This is a genomic window from Alcaligenes sp. RM2, assembly GCF_052931795.1.
The window spans coordinates 1,341,760-1,360,135 of record NZ_JBRFIO010000001.1 but is presented as its reverse complement, the minus strand read 5'-3'; the positions used below and the strand labels follow the sequence as shown (position 1 = coordinate 1,360,135).

At 53.6% G+C, this 18,376-nt stretch carries 23 protein-coding genes and 1 pseudogene; 10 read left to right on the top strand and 14 right to left on the bottom strand.

Annotated features, from left to right (window positions below; translation table 11 throughout):
* The first annotated feature begins 63 nt into the window (after window positions 1-63).
* Complete coding sequence (locus ACU6HM_RS06365; protein ID WP_009455739.1) at window positions 64-969, top strand: hypothetical protein; 906 nt, start codon at window positions 64-66, stop codon at window positions 967-969.
* Between the two features lie 120 nt (window positions 970-1,089).
* Here ACU6HM_RS06365 and ACU6HM_RS06360 read toward each other — a convergent pair whose 3' ends face one another.
* Window positions 1,090-1,857, bottom strand: coding sequence for an AraC family transcriptional regulator (locus ACU6HM_RS06360; protein WP_369326665.1), 768 nt, complete (start codon window positions 1,855-1,857; stop codon window positions 1,090-1,092).
* A 106-nt stretch (window positions 1,858-1,963) separates the two neighbouring features.
* On the opposite strand from ACU6HM_RS06360, the gene ACU6HM_RS06355 reads away from it, so the two are divergent.
* Window positions 1,964-2,770 (top strand): sulfite exporter TauE/SafE family protein, encoded by an 807-nt coding sequence (locus ACU6HM_RS06355; protein ID WP_009455740.1) that lies wholly within the window; start codon window positions 1,964-1,966, stop codon window positions 2,768-2,770.
* 153 nt (window positions 2,771-2,923) lie between these two features.
* Window positions 2,924-4,711, top strand: a pseudogene (locus ACU6HM_RS06350) (SLC13 family permease); the annotation flags it as partial.
* Between the two features lie 96 nt (window positions 4,712-4,807).
* On the opposite strand, the gene ACU6HM_RS06345 reads toward ACU6HM_RS06350, so the two are convergent.
* Complete coding sequence (locus ACU6HM_RS06345; protein ID WP_009455757.1) at window positions 4,808-5,239, bottom strand: hypothetical protein; 432 nt, start codon at window positions 5,237-5,239, stop codon at window positions 4,808-4,810.
* Window positions 5,240-5,496: 257 nt separating this feature from the next.
* On the opposite strand from ACU6HM_RS06345, the gene ACU6HM_RS06340 reads away from it, so the two are divergent.
* Complete coding sequence (locus tag ACU6HM_RS06340; RefSeq protein ID WP_446763526.1) at window positions 5,497-5,895, top strand: DUF1090 domain-containing protein; 399 nt, start codon at window positions 5,497-5,499, stop codon at window positions 5,893-5,895.
* A gap of 267 nt (window positions 5,896-6,162) precedes the next feature.
* Window positions 6,163-7,005: a DNA/RNA non-specific endonuclease gene (locus ACU6HM_RS06335; RefSeq protein ID WP_009455759.1), complete on the top strand. Its 843-nt coding sequence runs from the start codon at window positions 6,163-6,165 to the stop codon at window positions 7,003-7,005.
* A gap of 34 nt (window positions 7,006-7,039) precedes the next feature.
* Here the strand turns inward: ACU6HM_RS06335 and ACU6HM_RS06330 are convergent, their stop codons facing one another.
* Window positions 7,040-7,465 carry a hypothetical protein gene (locus ACU6HM_RS06330; protein WP_251197139.1) on the bottom strand — a complete coding sequence of 142 codons (426 nt, stop codon included), beginning with the start codon at window positions 7,463-7,465 and terminating at the stop codon, window positions 7,040-7,042.
* A 131-nt stretch (window positions 7,466-7,596) separates the two neighbouring features.
* Between ACU6HM_RS06330 and ACU6HM_RS06325 the strand changes: the two genes are divergently transcribed.
* The 3 genes from ACU6HM_RS06325 to ACU6HM_RS06315 all read left to right on the top strand — a co-directional run bounded on the left by ACU6HM_RS06325 (window position 7,597) and on the right by ACU6HM_RS06315 (window position 9,768).
* Window positions 7,597-7,839, top strand: a complete 243-nt coding sequence (locus ACU6HM_RS06325) for a hypothetical protein (RefSeq protein ID WP_446763525.1) — start codon at window positions 7,597-7,599, stop codon at window positions 7,837-7,839.
* A 104-nt stretch (window positions 7,840-7,943) separates the two neighbouring features.
* Window positions 7,944-8,852, top strand: coding sequence for an arsenic resistance protein (locus ACU6HM_RS06320; protein WP_446763565.1), 909 nt, complete (start codon window positions 7,944-7,946; stop codon window positions 8,850-8,852).
* A gap of 379 nt (window positions 8,853-9,231) precedes the next feature.
* Complete coding sequence (locus ACU6HM_RS06315) at window positions 9,232-9,768, top strand: AmiS/UreI family transporter (RefSeq protein ID WP_026482851.1); 537 nt, start codon at window positions 9,232-9,234, stop codon at window positions 9,766-9,768.
* Between the two features lie 162 nt (window positions 9,769-9,930).
* Here ACU6HM_RS06315 and soxR read toward each other — a convergent pair whose 3' ends face one another.
* Window positions 9,931-10,419: a redox-sensitive transcriptional activator SoxR gene (soxR, locus tag ACU6HM_RS06310; protein WP_009455765.1), complete on the bottom strand. Its 489-nt coding sequence runs from the start codon at window positions 10,417-10,419 to the stop codon at window positions 9,931-9,933.
* Window positions 10,420-10,532: 113 nt separating this feature from the next.
* Here soxR and ACU6HM_RS06305 point away from each other — a divergent pair, with 113 nt between their 5' ends.
* Window positions 10,533-11,966, top strand: a complete 1,434-nt coding sequence (locus ACU6HM_RS06305; protein WP_446763524.1) for an MFS transporter — start codon at window positions 10,533-10,535, stop codon at window positions 11,964-11,966.
* A 1,537-nt stretch (window positions 11,967-13,503) separates the two neighbouring features.
* Here ACU6HM_RS06305 and ACU6HM_RS06300 read toward each other — a convergent pair.
* The 9 genes from ACU6HM_RS06300 to ACU6HM_RS06260 all read right to left on the bottom strand — a co-directional run bounded on the left by ACU6HM_RS06300 (window position 13,504) and on the right by ACU6HM_RS06260 (window position 16,528).
* Entirely contained in the window at window positions 13,504-13,737 is a 234-nt protein-coding gene (locus ACU6HM_RS06300; protein ID WP_009455769.1) for a hypothetical protein, read from the bottom strand.
* A gap of 88 nt (window positions 13,738-13,825) precedes the next feature.
* Complete coding sequence (locus ACU6HM_RS06295) at window positions 13,826-14,053, bottom strand: hypothetical protein (protein ID WP_446763523.1); 228 nt, start codon at window positions 14,051-14,053, stop codon at window positions 13,826-13,828.
* Window positions 14,054-14,156: 103 nt separating this feature from the next.
* Window positions 14,157-14,447: a hypothetical protein gene (locus tag ACU6HM_RS06290; protein ID WP_446763522.1), complete on the bottom strand. Its 291-nt coding sequence runs from the start codon at window positions 14,445-14,447 to the stop codon at window positions 14,157-14,159.
* Window positions 14,440-14,640 (bottom strand): hypothetical protein, encoded by a 201-nt coding sequence (locus ACU6HM_RS06285; protein ID WP_266107872.1) that lies wholly within the window; start codon window positions 14,638-14,640, stop codon window positions 14,440-14,442. Before ACU6HM_RS06285 ends, ACU6HM_RS06290 begins: the two co-directional genes overlap by 8 nt.
* Window positions 14,637-14,924 carry a hypothetical protein gene (locus ACU6HM_RS06280; RefSeq protein ID WP_446763521.1) on the bottom strand — a complete coding sequence of 96 codons (288 nt, stop codon included), beginning with the start codon at window positions 14,922-14,924 and terminating at the stop codon, window positions 14,637-14,639. Before ACU6HM_RS06280 ends, ACU6HM_RS06285 begins: the two co-directional genes overlap by 4 nt.
* The gene (locus ACU6HM_RS06275) at window positions 14,917-15,396 is read right to left on the bottom strand and encodes a hypothetical protein (protein ID WP_446763520.1); all 480 of its coding nucleotides are present in this window, start codon (window positions 15,394-15,396) and stop codon (window positions 14,917-14,919) included. Before ACU6HM_RS06275 ends, ACU6HM_RS06280 begins: the two co-directional genes overlap by 8 nt.
* Entirely contained in the window at window positions 15,393-15,551 is a 159-nt protein-coding gene (locus ACU6HM_RS06270; protein WP_446763519.1) for a hypothetical protein, read from the bottom strand. The genes ACU6HM_RS06275 and ACU6HM_RS06270 overlap by 4 nt, the downstream gene beginning before the upstream one ends.
* Window positions 15,548-16,021, bottom strand: coding sequence for a class I SAM-dependent methyltransferase (locus ACU6HM_RS06265; RefSeq protein ID WP_302356612.1), 474 nt, complete (start codon window positions 16,019-16,021; stop codon window positions 15,548-15,550). Before ACU6HM_RS06265 ends, ACU6HM_RS06270 begins: the two co-directional genes overlap by 4 nt.
* Window positions 16,022-16,312: 291 nt before the next feature.
* On the bottom strand, window positions 16,313-16,528 hold the full coding sequence (locus ACU6HM_RS06260) for a hypothetical protein (protein ID WP_446763518.1): 216 nt from the start codon (window positions 16,526-16,528) through the stop codon (window positions 16,313-16,315).
* Between the two features lie 95 nt (window positions 16,529-16,623).
* Between ACU6HM_RS06260 and ACU6HM_RS06255 the strand changes: the two genes are divergently transcribed.
* Window positions 16,624-17,355 (top strand): hypothetical protein, encoded by a 732-nt coding sequence (locus tag ACU6HM_RS06255; protein ID WP_446763517.1) that lies wholly within the window; start codon window positions 16,624-16,626, stop codon window positions 17,353-17,355.
* A 92-nt stretch (window positions 17,356-17,447) separates the two neighbouring features.
* Here ACU6HM_RS06255 and ACU6HM_RS06250 read toward each other — a convergent pair whose 3' ends face one another.
* Window positions 17,448-18,368 carry a recombination-associated protein RdgC gene (locus tag ACU6HM_RS06250; RefSeq protein WP_446763516.1) on the bottom strand — a complete coding sequence of 307 codons (921 nt, stop codon included), beginning with the start codon at window positions 18,366-18,368 and terminating at the stop codon, window positions 17,448-17,450.
* Window positions 18,369-18,376 lie beyond the last annotated feature (8 nt).

The window sequence follows — 18,376 nt, the reverse complement described above, 5'->3', positions numbered from 1 at the left end:
ATTTTGCTGGCTCTGTTTTGGCACTAAGGTGCGTGCGATCACAATCTGAAATAAGGAATCATCATGGCTACAACGCAATTTGGTTCGGATGCAGGTTTGGGGACGCAAGCCGTGGCGGAGTCTTCGCACTCCGCTGTGTCTTGGGGCGCTGTCATCGGGGGCGCGGTTATTGCCGCTGCCATGACGGTGACCTTGCTGGTAGGTGGGACCGGCCTGGGTTTCATGGCGATTTCCCCGTGGAGTAATGACGGGGCCTCAGGCACCACGATGGCTATCGGGACGATTATCTGGCTTTTTGTCACGCAGATCATTGCCTACGGTATTGCGGGCTATGTCACTGGACGTCTGCGTACCAATTGGACAGGTGTTCACGGTGACGAAGTTCATTTCCGCGATACGGCGCATGGTTTTCTGGTCTGGGCCGTGAGTGCGGTTGTCAGCGTCTTCTTGCTGGGCTCGGGTGTCGCCTCGCTGGTCTCGGGTACGGCTCAGGCGGGGGCGAATCTGGCCGGGGCTGGAGTGGGAGCGGCATCGGCCATCGTAGGCCAGGCAGGCAAGGATCAGGCGCAAGGCCCCGGCTTGGGCTATTTCACCGACACCTTGTTGCGTCCGGCAGATCCTGCCAATGCGCCTGCTCAGACTGGCAACCCGGAACGTGAGGTCAGCCGGATTCTGGCTCGCAGCCTCAAAGAAGGGGAGGTGTCCCAGCAGGATCAGGATTACTTGCTGCGTTTGGTGGCCAACCGTACCGGCTTGACGCCCGAGCAAGCCAAGGAGCGTCTGGACTCCGTGCAAAAGCAAGCCAAGGAAACAGCCGACAAGCTGGAGCAGCAAGCTCGTGAAGCGGCTGACACCGCTCGCAAGGCCGCCGCTGCTTTCGCGCTGTGGGCATTTGCGTCCTTGCTGGTAGGTGCCTTCGTGGCCAGTCTGGCTGCAACGATTGGTGGACGGGCGCGTATCACGCGTTAAGCCCCAGTCATGATGCCAGGCCGCTTATAAGTTGAGGCGGGCAGTGCAGGCCCCTGGATGTCAGAGCTCCGGGGGCCTTTTTGTTTCTGCTTCCATCAAGTTGCTGTCTGGTCAGTTCCTTCAAGGAACACGAATAAAGTTGCTGGGTGCTTGCCCCAAGCGGCGACGAAACATGGTGGAAAAGGCACTGGAGCTGTCGTAACCCAGATCCAGTGCAATCTGTGTGACGGATTGGCCGGCCGACAGCTTGGCCAGAGCCGCCAGCAGACAGGCTTGTTGACGCCATTCACTAAAACTCATGCCGGTTTGTTGCCGGAACAGGCGCGTAAAACTGCGCAGGCTTTTATTGATTTTCCCAGCCCACTGTTCTGGCGTGCTTTGAATATTGGGCTGACTTAAAAAGTCTTTGCAGAGCTGGGCCAGGGATGGGTCTTGAGGGATGGGGGCAAAGAGCGGCATGGTTTGCGCCAAACCGACTTCATGCAGAAGCAGTTGAGCCAAGGCGCCGTCGCGGCCATTCTCCTCGTACAGAGCGGGCAAGGCCAGGGAGGCCAGCAACAAGTGATGCAGCAAGGGCGTAATGACCAGCACTTCGCAGTGTGTGCTGCTGCGAGGTGCTGCTTCCGGCTCTATATATAAGCTTCGGGTGCTGGCGCTTTGCATGCGTACGCGATGGCGTTTGCCAGCTGGAATCCACACGCCGCTATAAGGTGGAATTACCCAGGCGCCATCGTCGGTTTCGACTTCCATCAGCCCGGTCATGGCATAGAGCATTTGCGCCCGTCGGTGCACATGAAAGTCCAGCAGCGTGCCCGGCGCGTAGTCCGTGCCAATCGCCAGCAAGGGGCGAGGGGTGGCATCTACGCTATCCAGTCGTACATTGTGCATAAGCAAGCCTCTGGCCGAAACGAAAGTATTGTTGACCGGTTTTAGCATGCCAGCCAAAGCAGGGCGACCTATTCTTGGGTTTTGTCATCTGTGTTGATAGGCGGCTATGTATTTTCTATTGCTGTTTTTTGGTTTGCTGGCTGGCGTGACCACCGTGCTGTTTGGCTTCGGTGGCGGTTTTGTGGTGGTTCCCGTGCTGTATTCGGTGCTGATTGGCATGTATGGCGTGGACAGTCAGATGGGGCAGGCGGCCATGCATATTGCGGTGGCCACTTCCACCTGCGTCATGATTTTTGGTGCTGGCCTGTCTACCTGGCGCCACCACAAGGCGGGCACTGTGCCTTGGGGGCAAGTGCGTCCTTTGCTCCTGTTCATCGCCTTGGGGGCGATTCCCGGTGCGGCAGCAGCCATGGCCTTGAGCGGGTCCTGGGTACGTTGGGTTTTTGTTGTGTATCTGGGCCTGACGATTCTGGATAGCCTGTTTCGTTCCGGCTTCACCCAAGAGTCCAGCAATACCATGCGCCCTTTAAGCAAGGCCAGTAGTGCTGGGGCCGGGGTAATTATTGGTGCGATTGCTGCCTTTTTGGGTGTCGGTGGTAGCGTGATCACTGTCCCCTTGATGCGTCGACGCGGTGCCAGCATGACCGCTGCCACGGCCGCAGCCAACCCCTTGTCCTTGCCGATGGCGGTGGTGGGGAGCCTGACCTACGCCATGCTGGCCTGGAATGCCGATTCCTTGGGGGCCTGGCATGCAGGTTATATCGACTTGCGCGCATGCCTGGTGCTGGTGATTGGCTCCTGGCTGGGGATTCGCTTCACCTCGCGCTGGATCGGCAAGATCCCGGACAGCATTCATGCCAAAGCCTATATCGCCTTGTTGGGGCTGGTGTTTTTGGTGATGCTGCTGGTTTAAGCGTTGCAGGGGTGGCCTTGCGCCACCGATCCTTCCAAGCTTGAAGGCTTCACTTTTCCTGTTTTGAAAACTTGTGTTTTTTGTTGAGTGCGGCGAAATGCAGTGCTTGCTGTGCTGCATTTTTCCCTATACTGAGCAGCACAGCACAAACAGGAGTGGGGCAACATGACAACAGAGATTGCAGTGGTCTTGGGTCTGGCTTTAATCGCGATTGTCTTGTTTGCTACAGAAAAACTCCGAATAGATGCTATCGCCTTGCTGGTGCTCAGCACCTTGGCGATTCTGGGTTTGGTGACTCCCGAGCAGGCCGTGGGTGGTTTCAGCAATCCGGCCACGGTTACCGTCGCGGCCATGTTTGTGCTGGCTGCCGGGCTGCAAAATAGCGGGGCGCTGTCCGGGATTGGGGATTTGCTGAGCAAGGCACGCTCCCCTGTGCAGTTTCTGCTGCTGTTGTTTCTGGTTCTGGCGGTGATTGCTCCCTTCGTCAACAACACGGCGGTGGTAGCGGTATTCATTCCCATCGTCATGGCCGCCTGCGCACGGATAGGCATGTCGGCCTCCAAAGCGCTTATCCCCTTGTCCTATGTCTCGCAAATGGCCGGGGTCTGTACCTTGGTCGGGACCTCTACCAACCTGCTGGTCAATGCCATTGCCCGCGATCTGGGTCATCCCGGTTTCACCATGTTCGAGTTCACCGCCTTGGGGGTGATCTGTATGGCTGTGGGGTGTCTTTATTTGCTGACGATAGGGCGCTGGTTACTGCCCGATGCCCGTGGCGGCGAGTTGGTCGAGCAATATGAGCTGGGAAAATACATTACCGAGCTGCGGGTGATGCCCGATTCTTCCCTGATTGGCCAATCGGTGGGCGATGCCAAGCTGGGCGAGCAATACGGGGTGTTTGTGCTGGAGCTGTTGCGCGGCGATACCAAAGTGTGGGGCCCGCGAGAGCAGAAGATCGAGCAGGACGATGTGCTGTTGGCGCGCGGAGACTGGACCAAGCTGGATGAACTGCGCAAAGAAGCGGGTCTGGAAGTAGACCCCCAGTTCAAGCTGGAACAACAGTCTTTTGAGCAGGTCGATCAGGTCTTGACCGAGGTCATGATTGCGCCGCGTTCGCGTATCAGTGGTCGTACTTTGGGCAGTTTGGGAGCAGGCTGGCACAAGAACGCCACCGTGCTGGGCATTCATCGCCGTGGTCAGGTCTTGCGTGAGCAATTGCGTGCAGTGCGTTTGCAAGTGGGCGATATCTTGTTGATATTGACTCCGGCCGCAGAGGCGGCCGATTTGCGGGCTGACAGCAATATTATCGTGCTGTCCGAGCGCGAGGCTGAAAAGGAAATGGGCTGGCGTGCGCCGTTTGCACTGGTCACCATGGCCCTGGTGATTTTGGTGCCTGCCTTGGGCTGGGTGCCTATCAGCATCACCTCCTTGTTCGGTGCCGTGGCCATGACACTGGCCGGTTGTTTGAAAGCAGATGATGTGTACGACGCCATAGACTGGCGCATCATCATCTTGATGGCGGGCTTGCTGCCTTTGGGTATGGCCATGAGCGAGACCGGCGCGGCCCAGTTTCTGGTCGAAAATACCGTTGGTCTGGTGAAGTCCTTTGGGCCTTTGACCGTGTTGGCCGTGGTCTACCTGATGGCCCTGATGCTGACCGAATTCATGAGCAATGCCGCCGCTGCCGTCTTGCTGGCACCGATAGGAATGTCCACGGCGAAAATGATGGGCGTCGATCCCACTCCATTTCTGATCGCCGTTACCTTCGCGGCTTCCACCAGTTTTGCCACGCCTGTGGGCTATCAGACCAACACCATGGTTTATGGCGCAGGCGGCTATCGTTTTGTGGATTTCCTGAAAGTGGGTTTGCCCTTGAATCTGATTTTCTGGGTGTTGGGCGTGTTGTTGATCCCCGTTTTCTGGCCCTTCAATCCGGCTTGAAGCCGTTACTTGTACGGCAAGAATAAAGGAGACCCTGGTCATGGCCTCACCGGCCCCGCAGACCATCCGGATGATGCAAGGACGAGAGGAACCTGATTACAGGCTTGCGTCACCCGAGGGGCCGGATTGTTCCTTGGGACCTTTCCAGCGATAGCTCAGCAGCAGCACCCACAGGGTGGCCATGCCCAGTCCGTACAACATGGCTCCATAGGAAACGGAAATATCAATACCGCAGACCCGCGAGAAGCGGTCCGCGGTGTCGCAGATATTCTTGATTGCCAGTACAAACAAGACGGTGTTGACGGCCATGGCCAGACAAGCGGACACCGCCCGCTCCGCCCAGATCAGACTGGCAACGGCCAGAATGGACAAGGGCATCAAGGAGTTGAGCACACTGGTATGCCAGGCTGAATACGCCTGGGAGGAGTTGAGCAAACTTTCGTTGACGTGCGCAAAGGGAAAGAGCCACAACACAATCAAAGCAGCGCACAGGAAAAAAATCAGTTTCCTGGTGGTGATGTTGAACACGATTAAAAGTAAAAGTTTGCTTTATGAGAATTTCGAGTGTAACTGAACTGTTTTATGCTTAAAGACAAGTTGTGTAAATTTCTCGGCACAATTTGCGACAATTTTGTTACTTTAATATGACATAAGCAGAAGAATTTTCGAATTTAATCACGTTTTCGTGACAAATTGACGAAGTCTATTCCAATCGTCCACCTGAGGTAAATTGGAGTCTGGATTGTATGATGGCTATCTGGATGAACACTGCAGGAGTAACAAGGATGAAACGTTCCGTATGGTGCTTGAGTGCTGTATTAAGTGTGATGGCCTTGCCCGCCTGGGCTGATAACCCGGCTTGCCAGTATCGGGCTGCCGAAATTCAGAACCAGATCAGCTATGCTCGCCAGCATGGCAATGTTCATCGAGAGCGTGGCCTGGAGCGCGCCTTGGCCAATGTGCAGATGCATTGCCGGGACGCGGATTTGCTGCGTGATGTACAGGAAGATATCCGCGAGCAGGAAGAGGACATCCAGGAACGCCTGGATGAAATCGCCGAGAAACGGGCTGAAGGGCGACAAGACAAGGTGGAAAAGCTGGAGAAAAAACTGGAACGTGATCGTGCCAAATTGGAACAACTGCAAGATGAATTGAAAGAATTGCAGGCTCTGGGTGCTCAGTAAAAAGCGTCACCGCAAGCCCTGAGTCTTTTCCTGTTCTGGCGATTGATCGCGTTAAAAAAGCCGGAGTCAGAAATAAATACGTGCTCCCACTGGGGGCACGTTCTTTTGAATCTGAAAGGACTGCTTATAATCACAGGTGCAGTCGGCGCAATGATGTAAGCCGACCAAGCATAAAACAAGAGTGGTATGAGCAGAAAAAGTACAGGTCGTAGCGTTAAAAAAACCAGTAGTAGAAAAAAGACAGGGCAGGCAAACCCGTCCCGATTTTTGAAGTCCGTCCTTGCCGCGGCCCTGACCAGTTTCGGGATTGCAACGGCCTGGCTTCATCCCCAAGGGCCGAACTGGCAAAGTCTTGAATCGTTTCTGGTGTCCTTGGGTTGGCCAGGTGCGACGCAGCAGGATAGTGTGCCTGTTCCGGCCTCGGTCGAGGGGTATGTTCAAACCTCTTTTGCACATTGCCCCCAGTTTTTTCCCGGTTCGCGACCTGTCGTGCCCATGGCTTACACGCAAAGAGAGTTGTGCTTCAGCTCTTTTGCGATTTTGCATAGCGGCCAAACCAAGACGCCGGTGTTTGTCGTCCAGCGTCTGAATCGTCAGCAGATTCAGTCCGCCAAAGGCTTGAAGCGCACGGATCGTTTTTATGCTGAAGGCCGTTTGCCGCAGGCAGAGCGAGCCGAGCTGAATGACTATCGAGGCTCGGGCTTTTCGCGCGGGCATATGGCTCCGGCAGGGGATATGGCTTCGGAGCAGAGCATGGCCCAGAGCTTTTCTCTGGCCAATATGGTGCCGCAAAATCAGGTCCACAACGCCGGCCCCTGGAACAAGATCGAAGCCGATACCCGTAAATATGTGGCGCGTGCCGCAGGCAATGTGTATGTGTTCACCGGACCTGTGTACGAGCGCAATGCCGCGACGATAGGTTCCAGCCAGGTTGCCGTTCCCAGTCATTTGTTCAAGCTGGTGTATGACGCCACCACAGGGCGATCCTGGGTACATTGGCAGGCTAACCAGGCTTCCACTCGTGTTGGACCACCCATCAGCTACGAGGAGTTTGTAAGACGGACAGGCTTGCACTTGCTGCCTGACACCAGTCTGAAAAGATCGGGTTGAAGCAGGCACCTTGGCGTGTGGGCACTAGCCCATTTTATTTATTGAGTATGGCGTGGACTTGATCTTCAGAAAAATACACGCTGTCCCCGACCTCGAAAACGTGGTAACTGATGTTCTGCTCGCTGACGACGCCCCTGAAATACGCCTTGGGGGTGGCTGGCAGTTGGGTGATACGAACACTGATGTAGCGCTCGCTGGTGTAAGAAACCAGCTGTACATGCATACCTTGCTTCAAATCCAGGGCGCCTGGGAAACGGTCCAGATCGTCATGGCTGACTACAACTCGAAATGCAGTGGGCCTGTGAATGACATAGGCTTCCTTCAGCCGGAGATGTAGAGTCAGGATCTGTTGTGCTTGTGTGCTGATTTGCGCGCCCGGATGTCGGACTTCCTGCTCCAGTTCGGGATTGGGCGTCAGATTCAAGATTTGGGCCAATAGCAAAAATTGTTCGTGAGTCATAAATTGCAAATTATCAGGAAAGGGAATCGACGGGCTTTGGAGGCTCAGGGTACAGTGTTCCTATTGTCCGCGATCGGTTCTGATTTCGATTCGCGGTAATTGCAATAAAGATTTTTTGTAGGGAAAACACAATGATGGTTCGATGTCTGATTCAAAGTTGCGCGGTGCTCGGTCTGGCCGCTTTGATGGCAGCTTGTTCCTCCGCGAAGCCCGGTGGTGGCCCCGTGTCAAAACTCTTTAATGAATGCACCTGGGACCGTGAGTCCTGCATGCACGAGGGCCGTTACGAAGCCGGAGAAAGCGAGTATGCCGAGCGTGAGGCTCGAGATTTGAACCGTCAGTCCGCCGCACGTTTGCGCCATAGCGGTCTGTAAAAGGGAGTTCTCACGGCAGTGCCGGAGTTGTTCAGCCAAACGAGGTGCTGGCCGTGATTCGTGATGTGTTAGAGCGCCGGCAAACCGTTATTTATTGTGTGACGATGTTGCTGGCCGCCTGGCTGGCCAGTGTCTGGGTGATGCCAGCTAGTCTGGTCGACTGGATCAATCCAGCGCTGGCTTTCATGTTGTATGTCACCTTTGTGCAGGTGCCTATTGCCCAGTTAGGCAAAGCGCTGACCCAGCTGCGCTTTCTGGCCGTTTTGCTTCTGGCCAATTTTCTCCTGATACCTCTATTGGTCTTTGCGCTGGTGCCCTTGCTGCCAGACCACACCATGTTGCGCCTGGGCGTGCTGTTGGTCTTGCTGGCTCCTTGCATTGATTACGTCGTGACCTTTGCTCAATTAGGTCGTGCCGACGCCCGCACACTTCTGGCCGCTACGCCGGTACTGCTGCTTGTGCAAATGCTGCTCCTGCCCTTGTTTTTGAAATTGGCCTTGGTGGAACAGTTCGGTTTGTACATCAAAGCCGGGCCGTTTCTGAATGCTTTCTTTTACCTGATTCTGATTCCGCTGCTGCTGGCGGGGGCCACCCAGTATCTTGCGGGTAAAAGTCATAGCTGGGCGCAGATAAAAACGGGTTTGGGCTTGGCCCCCGTTCCAGCCACTGCTTTGGTCTTGTTCATCGTCGTGGCGGCTGTTCTGCGACAACTGGAGCCTGCACTGGATGTCTTGTGGCGAGTGTTGCCGGTGTATGCGCTGTTTGCCATTCTGGCTCCTGTCATCGGCTGGGCGCTGGCACGGCAAGCGCAGCTGGCCGTCCCGTTGCGACGTGCGGTGGCTTTCAGCAGTGCAACTCGCAATTCTTTGGTGGTGCTGCCTCTGGCTTTGGCAATTCCGGGGGCTTTGCCGTTGTTGCCAGCCATCATTTTGACGCAGACTCTGGTGGAGCTGCTGGCACAGTTGGTCTATGTGCGTGTGCTGGCTCACTGGGGCCAAAACGAACAGGCTTGAGCGGGTTCTTGAGCAGGCACGCTTTTTATGGTTTGGTCAGTTGCCAGACGTCATTTGTAGCGGCCTTGCCCAGGCTCCGATCAGGTTTTAACTCATTGATTAAAAGGGATTTTGTTTGTCCCTGGGCTGAGTTTGCTTTCAAAACGGAGAAGGGGGCGTTAGCCTGCTAATGCCTGTGCAAACCGCTCGCTTTTCAGCCAGAATTTTCACTGGAAAACCGCCGCAAAATTGCGCGGTTTTTTCTTATAGAGCTTATAAAAAAAATCACATGGCAATTGCGTAGCCAAGCTCTATGATCTGCTCCGCCTCAGCCTTGAGTGCAACATCATGTTGCGGGCATGTTCTGTGTCCGCCTTCTATTATTTAGGATATCTTCAAAATGCTAGTTGCCGCTTTTCTGGCGTTTGCAGGCCTGTGCCTGTTCGTTAATGGTGTTCGTCTCTTTTACTCTGAAGGCCATCATGCTGGCAGGCTGGTGGATGCCAAAGATGCTGCTATCGTCAACTTGTTCACGGCCGTACTGGGATTCATCTGCATGTCCCATATCTTGAACCCCGCCAATAGCACCGTGTACTCTCCCTTGTCGGCCATTTATCTGGGCCTGTTTGCCTTGACCTATTTTTGGGTAGGGGTGAACGCGTTTACAGGAAGTGATGGGCGTGCCTTGGGCTGGTATTCCCTGGTGGTCGCCTGCATCGCTGTTCCCGCCGCACTTACAAATTTGAGCGTAGCCGAGCGGATTTTTGACTACTGGCAAGTCCTGAGCTGGTTGTCCTGGGCAGTGCTCTGGTTCATGTTCTTCTTGCTGCTGGTGCTGAATAAACCCATTGCCCGCCTGACTGGGCTGGTGTCTGCCGTGCAAGGGGTGCTGACAGCCTTGCTTCCCGCGCTGCTGTATTTCTGGGGAGTGATCTAAGAGAGCAGGGCGTTTCTTGGAAAGTAAAAAAAGGCCTGGTGTGAAAACTGGGCCTTTTTGCTGCCTGATGCCTTCTGGCATAGTGAAGTAAGAGTCGGTTTTCGCTGATTTCCAACCCTGATGCGCTGCGTGTTCAGCCTGGATTTCACACAAGCCGCGCGATCAGATTTCCCCCGCTCTTTTCTTCCGCTTCTGATTGTGTCGTCCGGCATCAAGCAGCACAGCACCCGCGCCTGACAGGGATAACTGATCCCCCGGGTTTCTAAGTGGGCAGTCCGTCATGGACAAACACCCACAGCCTATACAGCCATCCAGCTCATCGCGTAGCTGTGTCAGGCTGAGAATCCGCTCATTCAACATATCCCGCCAGCTCGTGGACAAGGTGGCCCAGTCCTTCGCGTTCAGTGGCCGGCCAGTAGGTAATTCATCCAGGGCTGTTTTGATGGTAGCCAGTGGAATGCCGGCGCGCTGTGCAATTTTGATGACCGCAATTTTTCGTAGAACATTCCGGTGATAGCGGCGCTGGTTACCATCGCTACGCCAGCCATGAATGAGACCTTTGGTTTCGTAGTGATGCACGGTTGCAATGGTGACCCCGCTGCGGCGGGCGACTTCACCCACTGACAGAGGGATGCTGGTATCGATTCTCATGGTGTCTGGATCTCTTGATCTCATCTATACATGAGGTTTTATAAAAGACCACTCTTGCCTATGCAAGCTTTTCAAGCGGCAGGGCTACTTTTAAAAGAATGAGTCGAGATCTTATGAAGAATCAGCAAGCTTGCGCGCGTAGTGGGCATGGGGTACAGACCGGGTGGGGCGCTTTGTTGTCGGGGGCCAATGCTATGCGTGCCATCGTCCTGGCCGGTGGGGTGGTATTGCATGCCGTCAATGTCTACATTGTGACCACCATTTTGCCCACGGTTGTGCAGGATATTGGTGGGCTGGACTTATATGCCTGGAATACGACCCTGTTTGTCGTGGCGTCTATTCTGGGTTCGGCTCTGTCACCCAAGTTGCTGGCCTTGACGGGCCCTAAAGGTAGCTATGCCGTCGCGGCCTTGATCTTTGCGGTGGGGGCGCTTGTTTGCGCGCTGGCGCCGAATATGTCCCTTTTGCTGTTCGGGCGCTTCGTCCAGGGGATTGGCGGTGGTTTTCTCTTTGCTCTGGCGTACGCCATGATTCGTCTGGTTTTTGCAGAGCCCTTGTGGCCTCGAGCCATGGCGTTGGTATCAGCCATGTGGGGCGTGGCAACGTTGGCCGGGCCGGCAGTCGGTGGCGTGTTTGCGCAGTGGGGAATGTGGCGTGCGGCTTTTGGATCGGTCGCCTTGATTACCGTGCTTTTTGCCGCTTTGGCATTAGTAGTCCTCCCCAAACGTGAGCAACATGCCGCGGCGGTGAGCAAGGTGGCTATTCCTGTGATTCAACTGCTGTTGTTGACGCTGGTGGTGTTGGCGATCTCTGCCGGTAGTACCTCGGCAGATGTACTGCAAAATGCGCTTGGCCTGGGCTTGGCGGGGGTGTTGGCCGTCGCTTTGCTGGTAGTGGAAAAACGTTCGTCTACCAAGTTGCTGCCATCGGGGGCGTTTCAGTTCAGATCTGCTATTGCCAAACTCTATGCCTTGATGTCCTTGTTAGTGCTGACGGTGACCAGTGGTGAAGTTTTTGCACCGCTTTTTCTGCAAGTCTTGCATCAACAGTCCCCGTTAGTAGCGGGGTACTTGACGGCGCTGATGGGGGCGGGCTGGACGGTAGGGGCAATTATCAGCTCGGGCCTGGGGGAAAAAGCCATTGCGCGGGCGATCATGGCTGGGCCTATCCTGGGACTGCTGGGTATGGTGGGGCTTGTTGTTTTACTGCCAGATACCAGTACGGGTTCCGTCCTGGCTCTGGCACCGATTTGTCTGGCTCTGGCCTTGATAGGCGTGGGAGTAGGGGTAGCTTGGCCCCATTTGCTGGTGCGGGTTTTCAAGGCAGTGCTAGCTCAAGAGCAGGAACTGGCGGGGGCATCGATTACAACCATTCAACTTTTTGCAACGGCAAGCGGAGCAGCCTTGGCTGGAATGATTGCCAATGCGGGTGGACTTATTGATCCCGGTGGCGTGGAGGGAACGCGTCAAGCGGCATATTATTTATTTGGAATTTTTGCTGTGGCACCGCTGTTAGGGATAGGCGTGGCAAGGAACTGTCGGGCGTGAATGCTGTCTGATTAATTATGAGCCAGCTAATTTGTTCAGTATTCCGCTAGGGTTAATACTAGAGCGTCCATTGATTAGCACTTATTGATATAAGATTTGGTGCAATTGAGGCTTGGCTCTATATTTTTAATTTTCATGAAGGAGGTTGCCTTGTGAATAGTGCCCCCTTTACTAATCAGGTACCGAAACCCGATCCGCAGCCGAAGCCCATGCGTTGGCCTAGCGATTTTCCGGGTAAACACGATCGGCAGGAATAAGCTCCGAATTTAATCGGGAAGCCGCCTTCAAGGGCGGCTTTTTTGTGTCTGCGCTTCAAGGCTTTCTTTTGTGGGCTTGGAAATGAGGAGGGGAATCTTTCGGGCTTGATAGTAGGGATATCAGGTGACGTGCCCGTTGCTCTTGCTGCTTCATTAAGCTGTTTGTTGTGGCTCAGCCATCTCTGTGCCGACTTTCTCTTTATGCAGGGCATGGTTTTTGCCTTGTCTGGCTGGCCGTGTTGAAGTCCTCCCCTGAGACTCCCTGACGACAAAATCCCTTCCTCTTGGGCCGGTTTCAAACCGGCTTTGACCTACGTCTATAGAACGATGTCCATAATCCGTTTCAGCTCATAAGTGTAGTATAAAGTAACAAATATTCTTCGGTTTATTGGTCTTTCAATCAAATTTATGACCTCTTTATAAATGAAAAATGTAGTTATCGAGTAAAAAACAGGAATAAATGTTATTTATTGTCAAATGTGACTAGGTAATATAATTACTTGCGAATGATTGTCATTATTGATTTTTTATAAAGGAAAGATGGGGATGAATCGCAATCCAAAGCCAAGCCCAAATCCGGCTCCCAGCCCAAGTCCTGATCCGGCTCCCAAGCCTGAGCCGCAACCCATGCGCTGGCCCAATGACTTTCCTGGAAAGCACGATCGCTACAACTGATGTTTAAGTAGAGGTGTTCAGGAGAAAAGCACAGTGCCCAGCGGGGGTCTTGCGATTCTGCCCCCCCGGCACGTGCTTTTTCTCAGCAGTCTCGAGGTCGATTTCAGTAAATACCGTTGAATTTATCAGATCTATATAGCGCAGCTTTGGTGGGCTGTTACCTGAAAATAACTTTATTAGCGCGGACAAGCTTTAACTAATGATTGTGAGAATGGGCTAGCTTTCGTACGCAACAATACAAGACGTGCAACGAGTTGATTGAGTGGCAATTATTAGCGGCCAAACAATTACAAGGGAACCAAATCAATAGACGTACTTGCAGTCATGTGGATCGCTAACAGTATTGAACTGGATTCAATACCTAGGCGATGTGGCTATTTTTGTTTTTTTGAGGAATTCGTGGGGCCTTTATGGGGCCTACGATGTTGAATACTTGAAAATAGGCTATTAAAAGCTGTTAGGGTATGAAAGTTAAGCCGTTGATTTTGCTTAAAATTGATTTTTCTGAATCAACGGTTTTCATGCTCTGGTGCGAACGGAGAGACTCGTAAAGCCGCATGTATAAACAACTTAGGTTGAATATGCGAGCAAAATGGGAGCAAAAATTATTTTGCGTGCAGCCCGAGATAGCGACGAATCTCAGCACCGGTAATCCTCCCATCAATCTGTTTGATTTTACCCTCTGTAATTCGCTTCTGCAGGGTGTTGTAGCTAATGCGTAGGAACTTGCACGCATCCTTGTAGTGGTAGCAAACCATATCCTCAAAGGCTTGCTGGGCACCCATTCGGGCTGCTCGCGCAAGCATGGCTTCCAGCTGTTCCGGCTGAAGGTTAATCATTGTGCTCTCCATCAAAAACCCGCCACGGGGGCGGGTAGATTCCAATCTTTGGCCGTTCTGGCCAGGACTTCCATAATTCGATCTTGCATTAGCGGGCCTGCCGAAACTCCCGCAGGAACCGCTGACGGAACTGCTCAGTTGAGAGTTCGGTGGTCAGCTTTGTCATGTTCTCTGGGTTATTCATCCAGTTCCACATAGCGGTACTGAGTAGCTGGGCTGCCGTGATCTGCTTTTGCAGGCTCTCGATTTCGCAAGCCACGCAGGTGCGACCGCGATGGATTTGGGCTTCACTGTGTTTCTCACAGCTGTAATTCATGTGTTTTCCTGATCAAAGAATTAAAGGGGCAGGCTGTCCACCCACTTGAGGAACAGCTCCCAGAGTGTTTTGCGTCCGGCCTCAGCTGCCTCGGGTGAAATGCTCATGCTCCAGGCTCCTTTGTGGCTGTTGCCTGGCGCAGCATCTTGAGTAGGGCTGTCCGGTACTCACCCAGACTCAGATACGAGATAGCGGACGCATCGCAGGCGACGAAGGCCTCGATGTTCGCGAGGGTGGCGGTATGCTGGGCGCGCAGTTGTTCAATGGCGGCCAGGATTGGCGCGGCACCACCGGCATCGGGATCAAGGCCCAAGGCTTCATTGATGGCTCCGAGCTCAGTACATGCAGCATGGAACATACGGCGGTACTGGGCTTTTGTTGTACTGTCATCCATGGGCAGCCTCCTTTCGTATTAACTTCACACGCACCTTGCGGCGCTTGGACTTAGACTTTCGTGAGAACCAGAGCGCCAGCAAGTAGGCAAGAGTGACAGCCATCATGAACCCAATGCCTGGCAGGAAGCCGTCAAGAAACTTGCTCAGCATCACCAGGTAATTGAACTCAATGCCGAAGAGGGTGACGGTCACTGGCCTGGCTCCTTACTGGCTGCGATGCGGTAGACTCCTTGGCGTTTAGGTATGCGGGCGATCAGACCGGCTTTGGCTAGCTTGAATAACTCCATACTCACAGCCTGTCGTTTCTTGACCTGACCAGTTGATCGGTAAATGTCGATCATGATTTGATCGATGCTTGCGATCTCTCGTTGTCGTATGCTGGTAAGGACCGGGTTCTCTGTCTGAGCAATTGCTTTCTTGCTGAGCTGGGCCAGCAGCTCTGGCGGAAGTCCTTCAATATCTTTTTGTTTAAGCATTGCTATTCTCCTTACGCGCTGCATCGATAGCGGCGTCCCATTCTGCTGCGGTCGGGCGCCTGCTCACTCCCACGCTTGTTGGTAGGCTGTCAGCCACCAAGCGGATAAAGTCGTCCTCAGCGGTTTTCCCCGTGATCAGTGCGTCGCGCCATGCTCGGTAACGCTCCGCATCTACCGTGTCGGCGTCCTGCCGCGCCCGCAAGGTGTCAATCTCCTTTCGCAGCGCTTCAATCTCTGCATCTCTTGCTGGGATACCTGCCATCACATCCTCGAGCGTTTGCTGTGTGAGGCCTGGCTGGGTGGCAGCGGGGGCGGTGTAGAGTTTCCGCATTCTCGGCGGGTTCTTGCTGTCCAGCCACCAGCAATACGTGGCTTTGTCCGTATCCGTCCACCCCCCGAAGCCCTCATCACTCCAAAGCTGATATACCGGCTCCGCGTTCTCAGGGACCATTGTTTGTGTCTCTTTGCTCATCGACGTTTCTCCATCAACTGAGGGTAATTAGGGTTTGGGGCGGCTTTCGAGGTCACCGGGATGAATGCGCGTGTGCTGTAGACCTGTGCTGCGCGTTGCAGGTTGAACGCTTCTTGCGGGGTAGATCGCGCCTGGTTGTGTGGGTGGGTGTTCATGACTGTCCTTTCATGAAGGTGATCCAGTGGGTATCGGCGCGCTTGCCGCTCGGGTGCCCGAATAGGGGCTTGTGTGGGGTCAACTCAAGGATCTGGCGAGTAGGGATCTGGATCTCGTTCCATTTAAAGATCAGCACACCCTCCGGCTTGAGGACACGGAAGCATTCCGCAAAGCCACGACGCAGATCGTCTTGCCAATCGTCACTGAGGATTCCGTACTTGGCACGTAGCCACGATTCCCGGCCAGCGTGACGCAGATGAGGGGGATCGAAGCAGACAAGGCGAAAGCTCTCATCTGGGAAGGGCATGGCCCGGAAGTCCATGTTCAGATCGGGCGTGATGTTGAAGGCCCGTCCGTCGCAAAGCGTGTGGTTCTCGCTGCGAATATCTCCGAAGAGAGCGCGTTGGTCCTGGCGGTTAAACCACATCATGCGGCCACCGCAGCAGGGATCTAAAACAGTAGCCGTCATTCTCTGGCTCTCCATCCGTTCTCACTCCAAGCCATACAACTCAAGTCGAGCTCATGGCACAGGGATGCATATCCGTTATTGAAATGACCGTGAGTGCTTGTCTTGTGCAGGAGCACACGCACCTCTGGGTCATGGCGAAGGGTAAAAAATTGCCCCGGTTCGATGTGTCGAAGGCGGGGCAGGGGGCGGGCAAATTCGGCTTGTCTGACCATGCGGCCTCCGTTTTCATCTACTGGGACGTCAGAGCTTCTGCTCTGGCAGTGGGGGGGGCAGATTCATCTATCTGTCTGGCTACTCACCAGCGAGGGCCAGCGCACCATCCAGGATGGAGCGGATTGATTTCGTCACCTTCTCGGGCTGACCTAAGTCCATCACTAGTTCTGTGGCTTCGAGATCGATTCCTGCAGCGTCAGCGAACGCTTGAGCGGTCTTGGCAAGCATATAAACGTAGGCGCGCAGCTTGCGTGCCTCCTCAGCGGTCGGCGCTGGAGATTCAACGGTGGTCATGAGTGGTTCCTAGAAAAGAGAAACCCCGGTTGAGTAAATCAAGCGGGGTTATGGGGTGTTGCTGTAGTCGTGATGCTTCATAAGGGAGGCATCATATGTCCGGGCCACAGGGGTTCGGCTATGATTTGATGTCTAATAGTTACTATTGCTTCGAGGGCGGTATGCGTAAGGCTCAGTTTTGTTGCACACGTTTTGAGCGATTGGCTTCTAAGTGGTGTGGTCGTGTTAAAGATTTTATTTTCCAGGGTTGTCGACTTTATTACTCTATAACCATCTTTACAGCCATTCTTGTATTTGGCATTGGTTACGTTTTTTTTAAGTTTCCCGTGGAAAAGGCGGGTGATATTGCTGCTTGGTTACAAGCTTTTGGTTCGATGGGAGCTATCGTCGGTTCCTATATAGTTGGGTCAAGGCAGTCTGCTGCTTCACATCAATCTGCTGTAGCGTTAGAAGAGTCAAGGCGTGAAAAGAGCCAGCAAGGGTACGTGGCTATTGTCTTAAATTTAAAAGAAGAAGGTTTAGCAGCAGTGAAATTGTTTGAGGATCAGAAGGATCCGACTGGCTTCAATTCAGAATGGAATACTAAAAATAGTTTAGCTATGGCGACGGCTCTGAAAATGTTCAGTTCTACGCCAATTTATGAGATGGGGGATTCTGAGAAAATAAAAAAATCATTTCGTGTTGAAAAAATATGTCGCGAGATATACGAAAAAGGCGATACTTTAAGCCGATTGAAATCCGAAGAAAATTTAAAAAACGGTTATCTTAATACAGCCAGGACATTGTGTAAGGATTTAGGTTCGGATTTGGAAAAATTAAATATTTAGAGTTAGGGTTTTGTTATTCTTGTCCGTCACATGGCTAAGGTTTTTTATGTAAATGCTGAGTTTTTTATCCATACATGTGTTTATTTAATGACTCATAACAGTTGTGGGTATGCTTGGGTGTGGCGTTCGCCGCCCAGCACTTCGACCAGATCGCTGATCATCTTGGCCAGTTCGGAGGTCATTAAGGTCATGTCGGCATCAAAGATTTCGTCATCGTTGACGGCCGAGACGTCCTGCTTTTCAGTCAGGATATCCAGCGGAGCGACGCGTTTGATGTCCAGCGCATCGGTCAGCACAAAGCTGATGCGATCCGCCCAGGTCATGGCCAGGCGGGTGCATTGCTTGCCGGCCTCAACGTGCTTGCGCACTTCGTCAATGTCGGCGCTTTGCTTCACGTAGCGCACAGCGGCACCGCTATCGCCTGTGGAACGAAGCTCGGCATCTTGGTCAATGGTGAAGTTGGCGGGGGCTTCATCATCAACTAGCCAGGTCGTCATAGCGCCAGCGGGTGACTGCTCTGTATACAGGGGCTGGACCGGGAAGGGTTCCAAGCTCTTGGCGAACAAGCCCAGCACCTCATCGCTCTTAGCCACGACTGCGCTATCAACCACAAACCAGTGGTTTCGTATGTCGATCCACACCATGGTGTCGCGCTGCACAGCATGAGAGCGGGGCATCAAGTCAATGATGATCTGCTCTTTGATTTCCTTCATCTGCTTGCGGCCTGGCTTGTAGCCCTGTTGCTCTTCGATTTCGCGGGCCTTCTCGCGCGCTGCTTGGTTGACCACGGCGCTCGGTAGCAGTTTCTTTTCAGCCCGCATGCAGATCAGGTACTGGCCGTTTACTTCATGCACCAGCTCACCGCCTTCACGCGGCGCTACCCAGCCCAGGCTGAGCGGTTCTTGGCTGCCGCATGGAGCGAATTGATGCTTGGCCAACATATTGGCCAGAGCTTTGGCTGAAACCCCAAAACGGGTGTCCAGGCGGAAGATACGCAGGTTTTTAAACCACATGGGTGTAT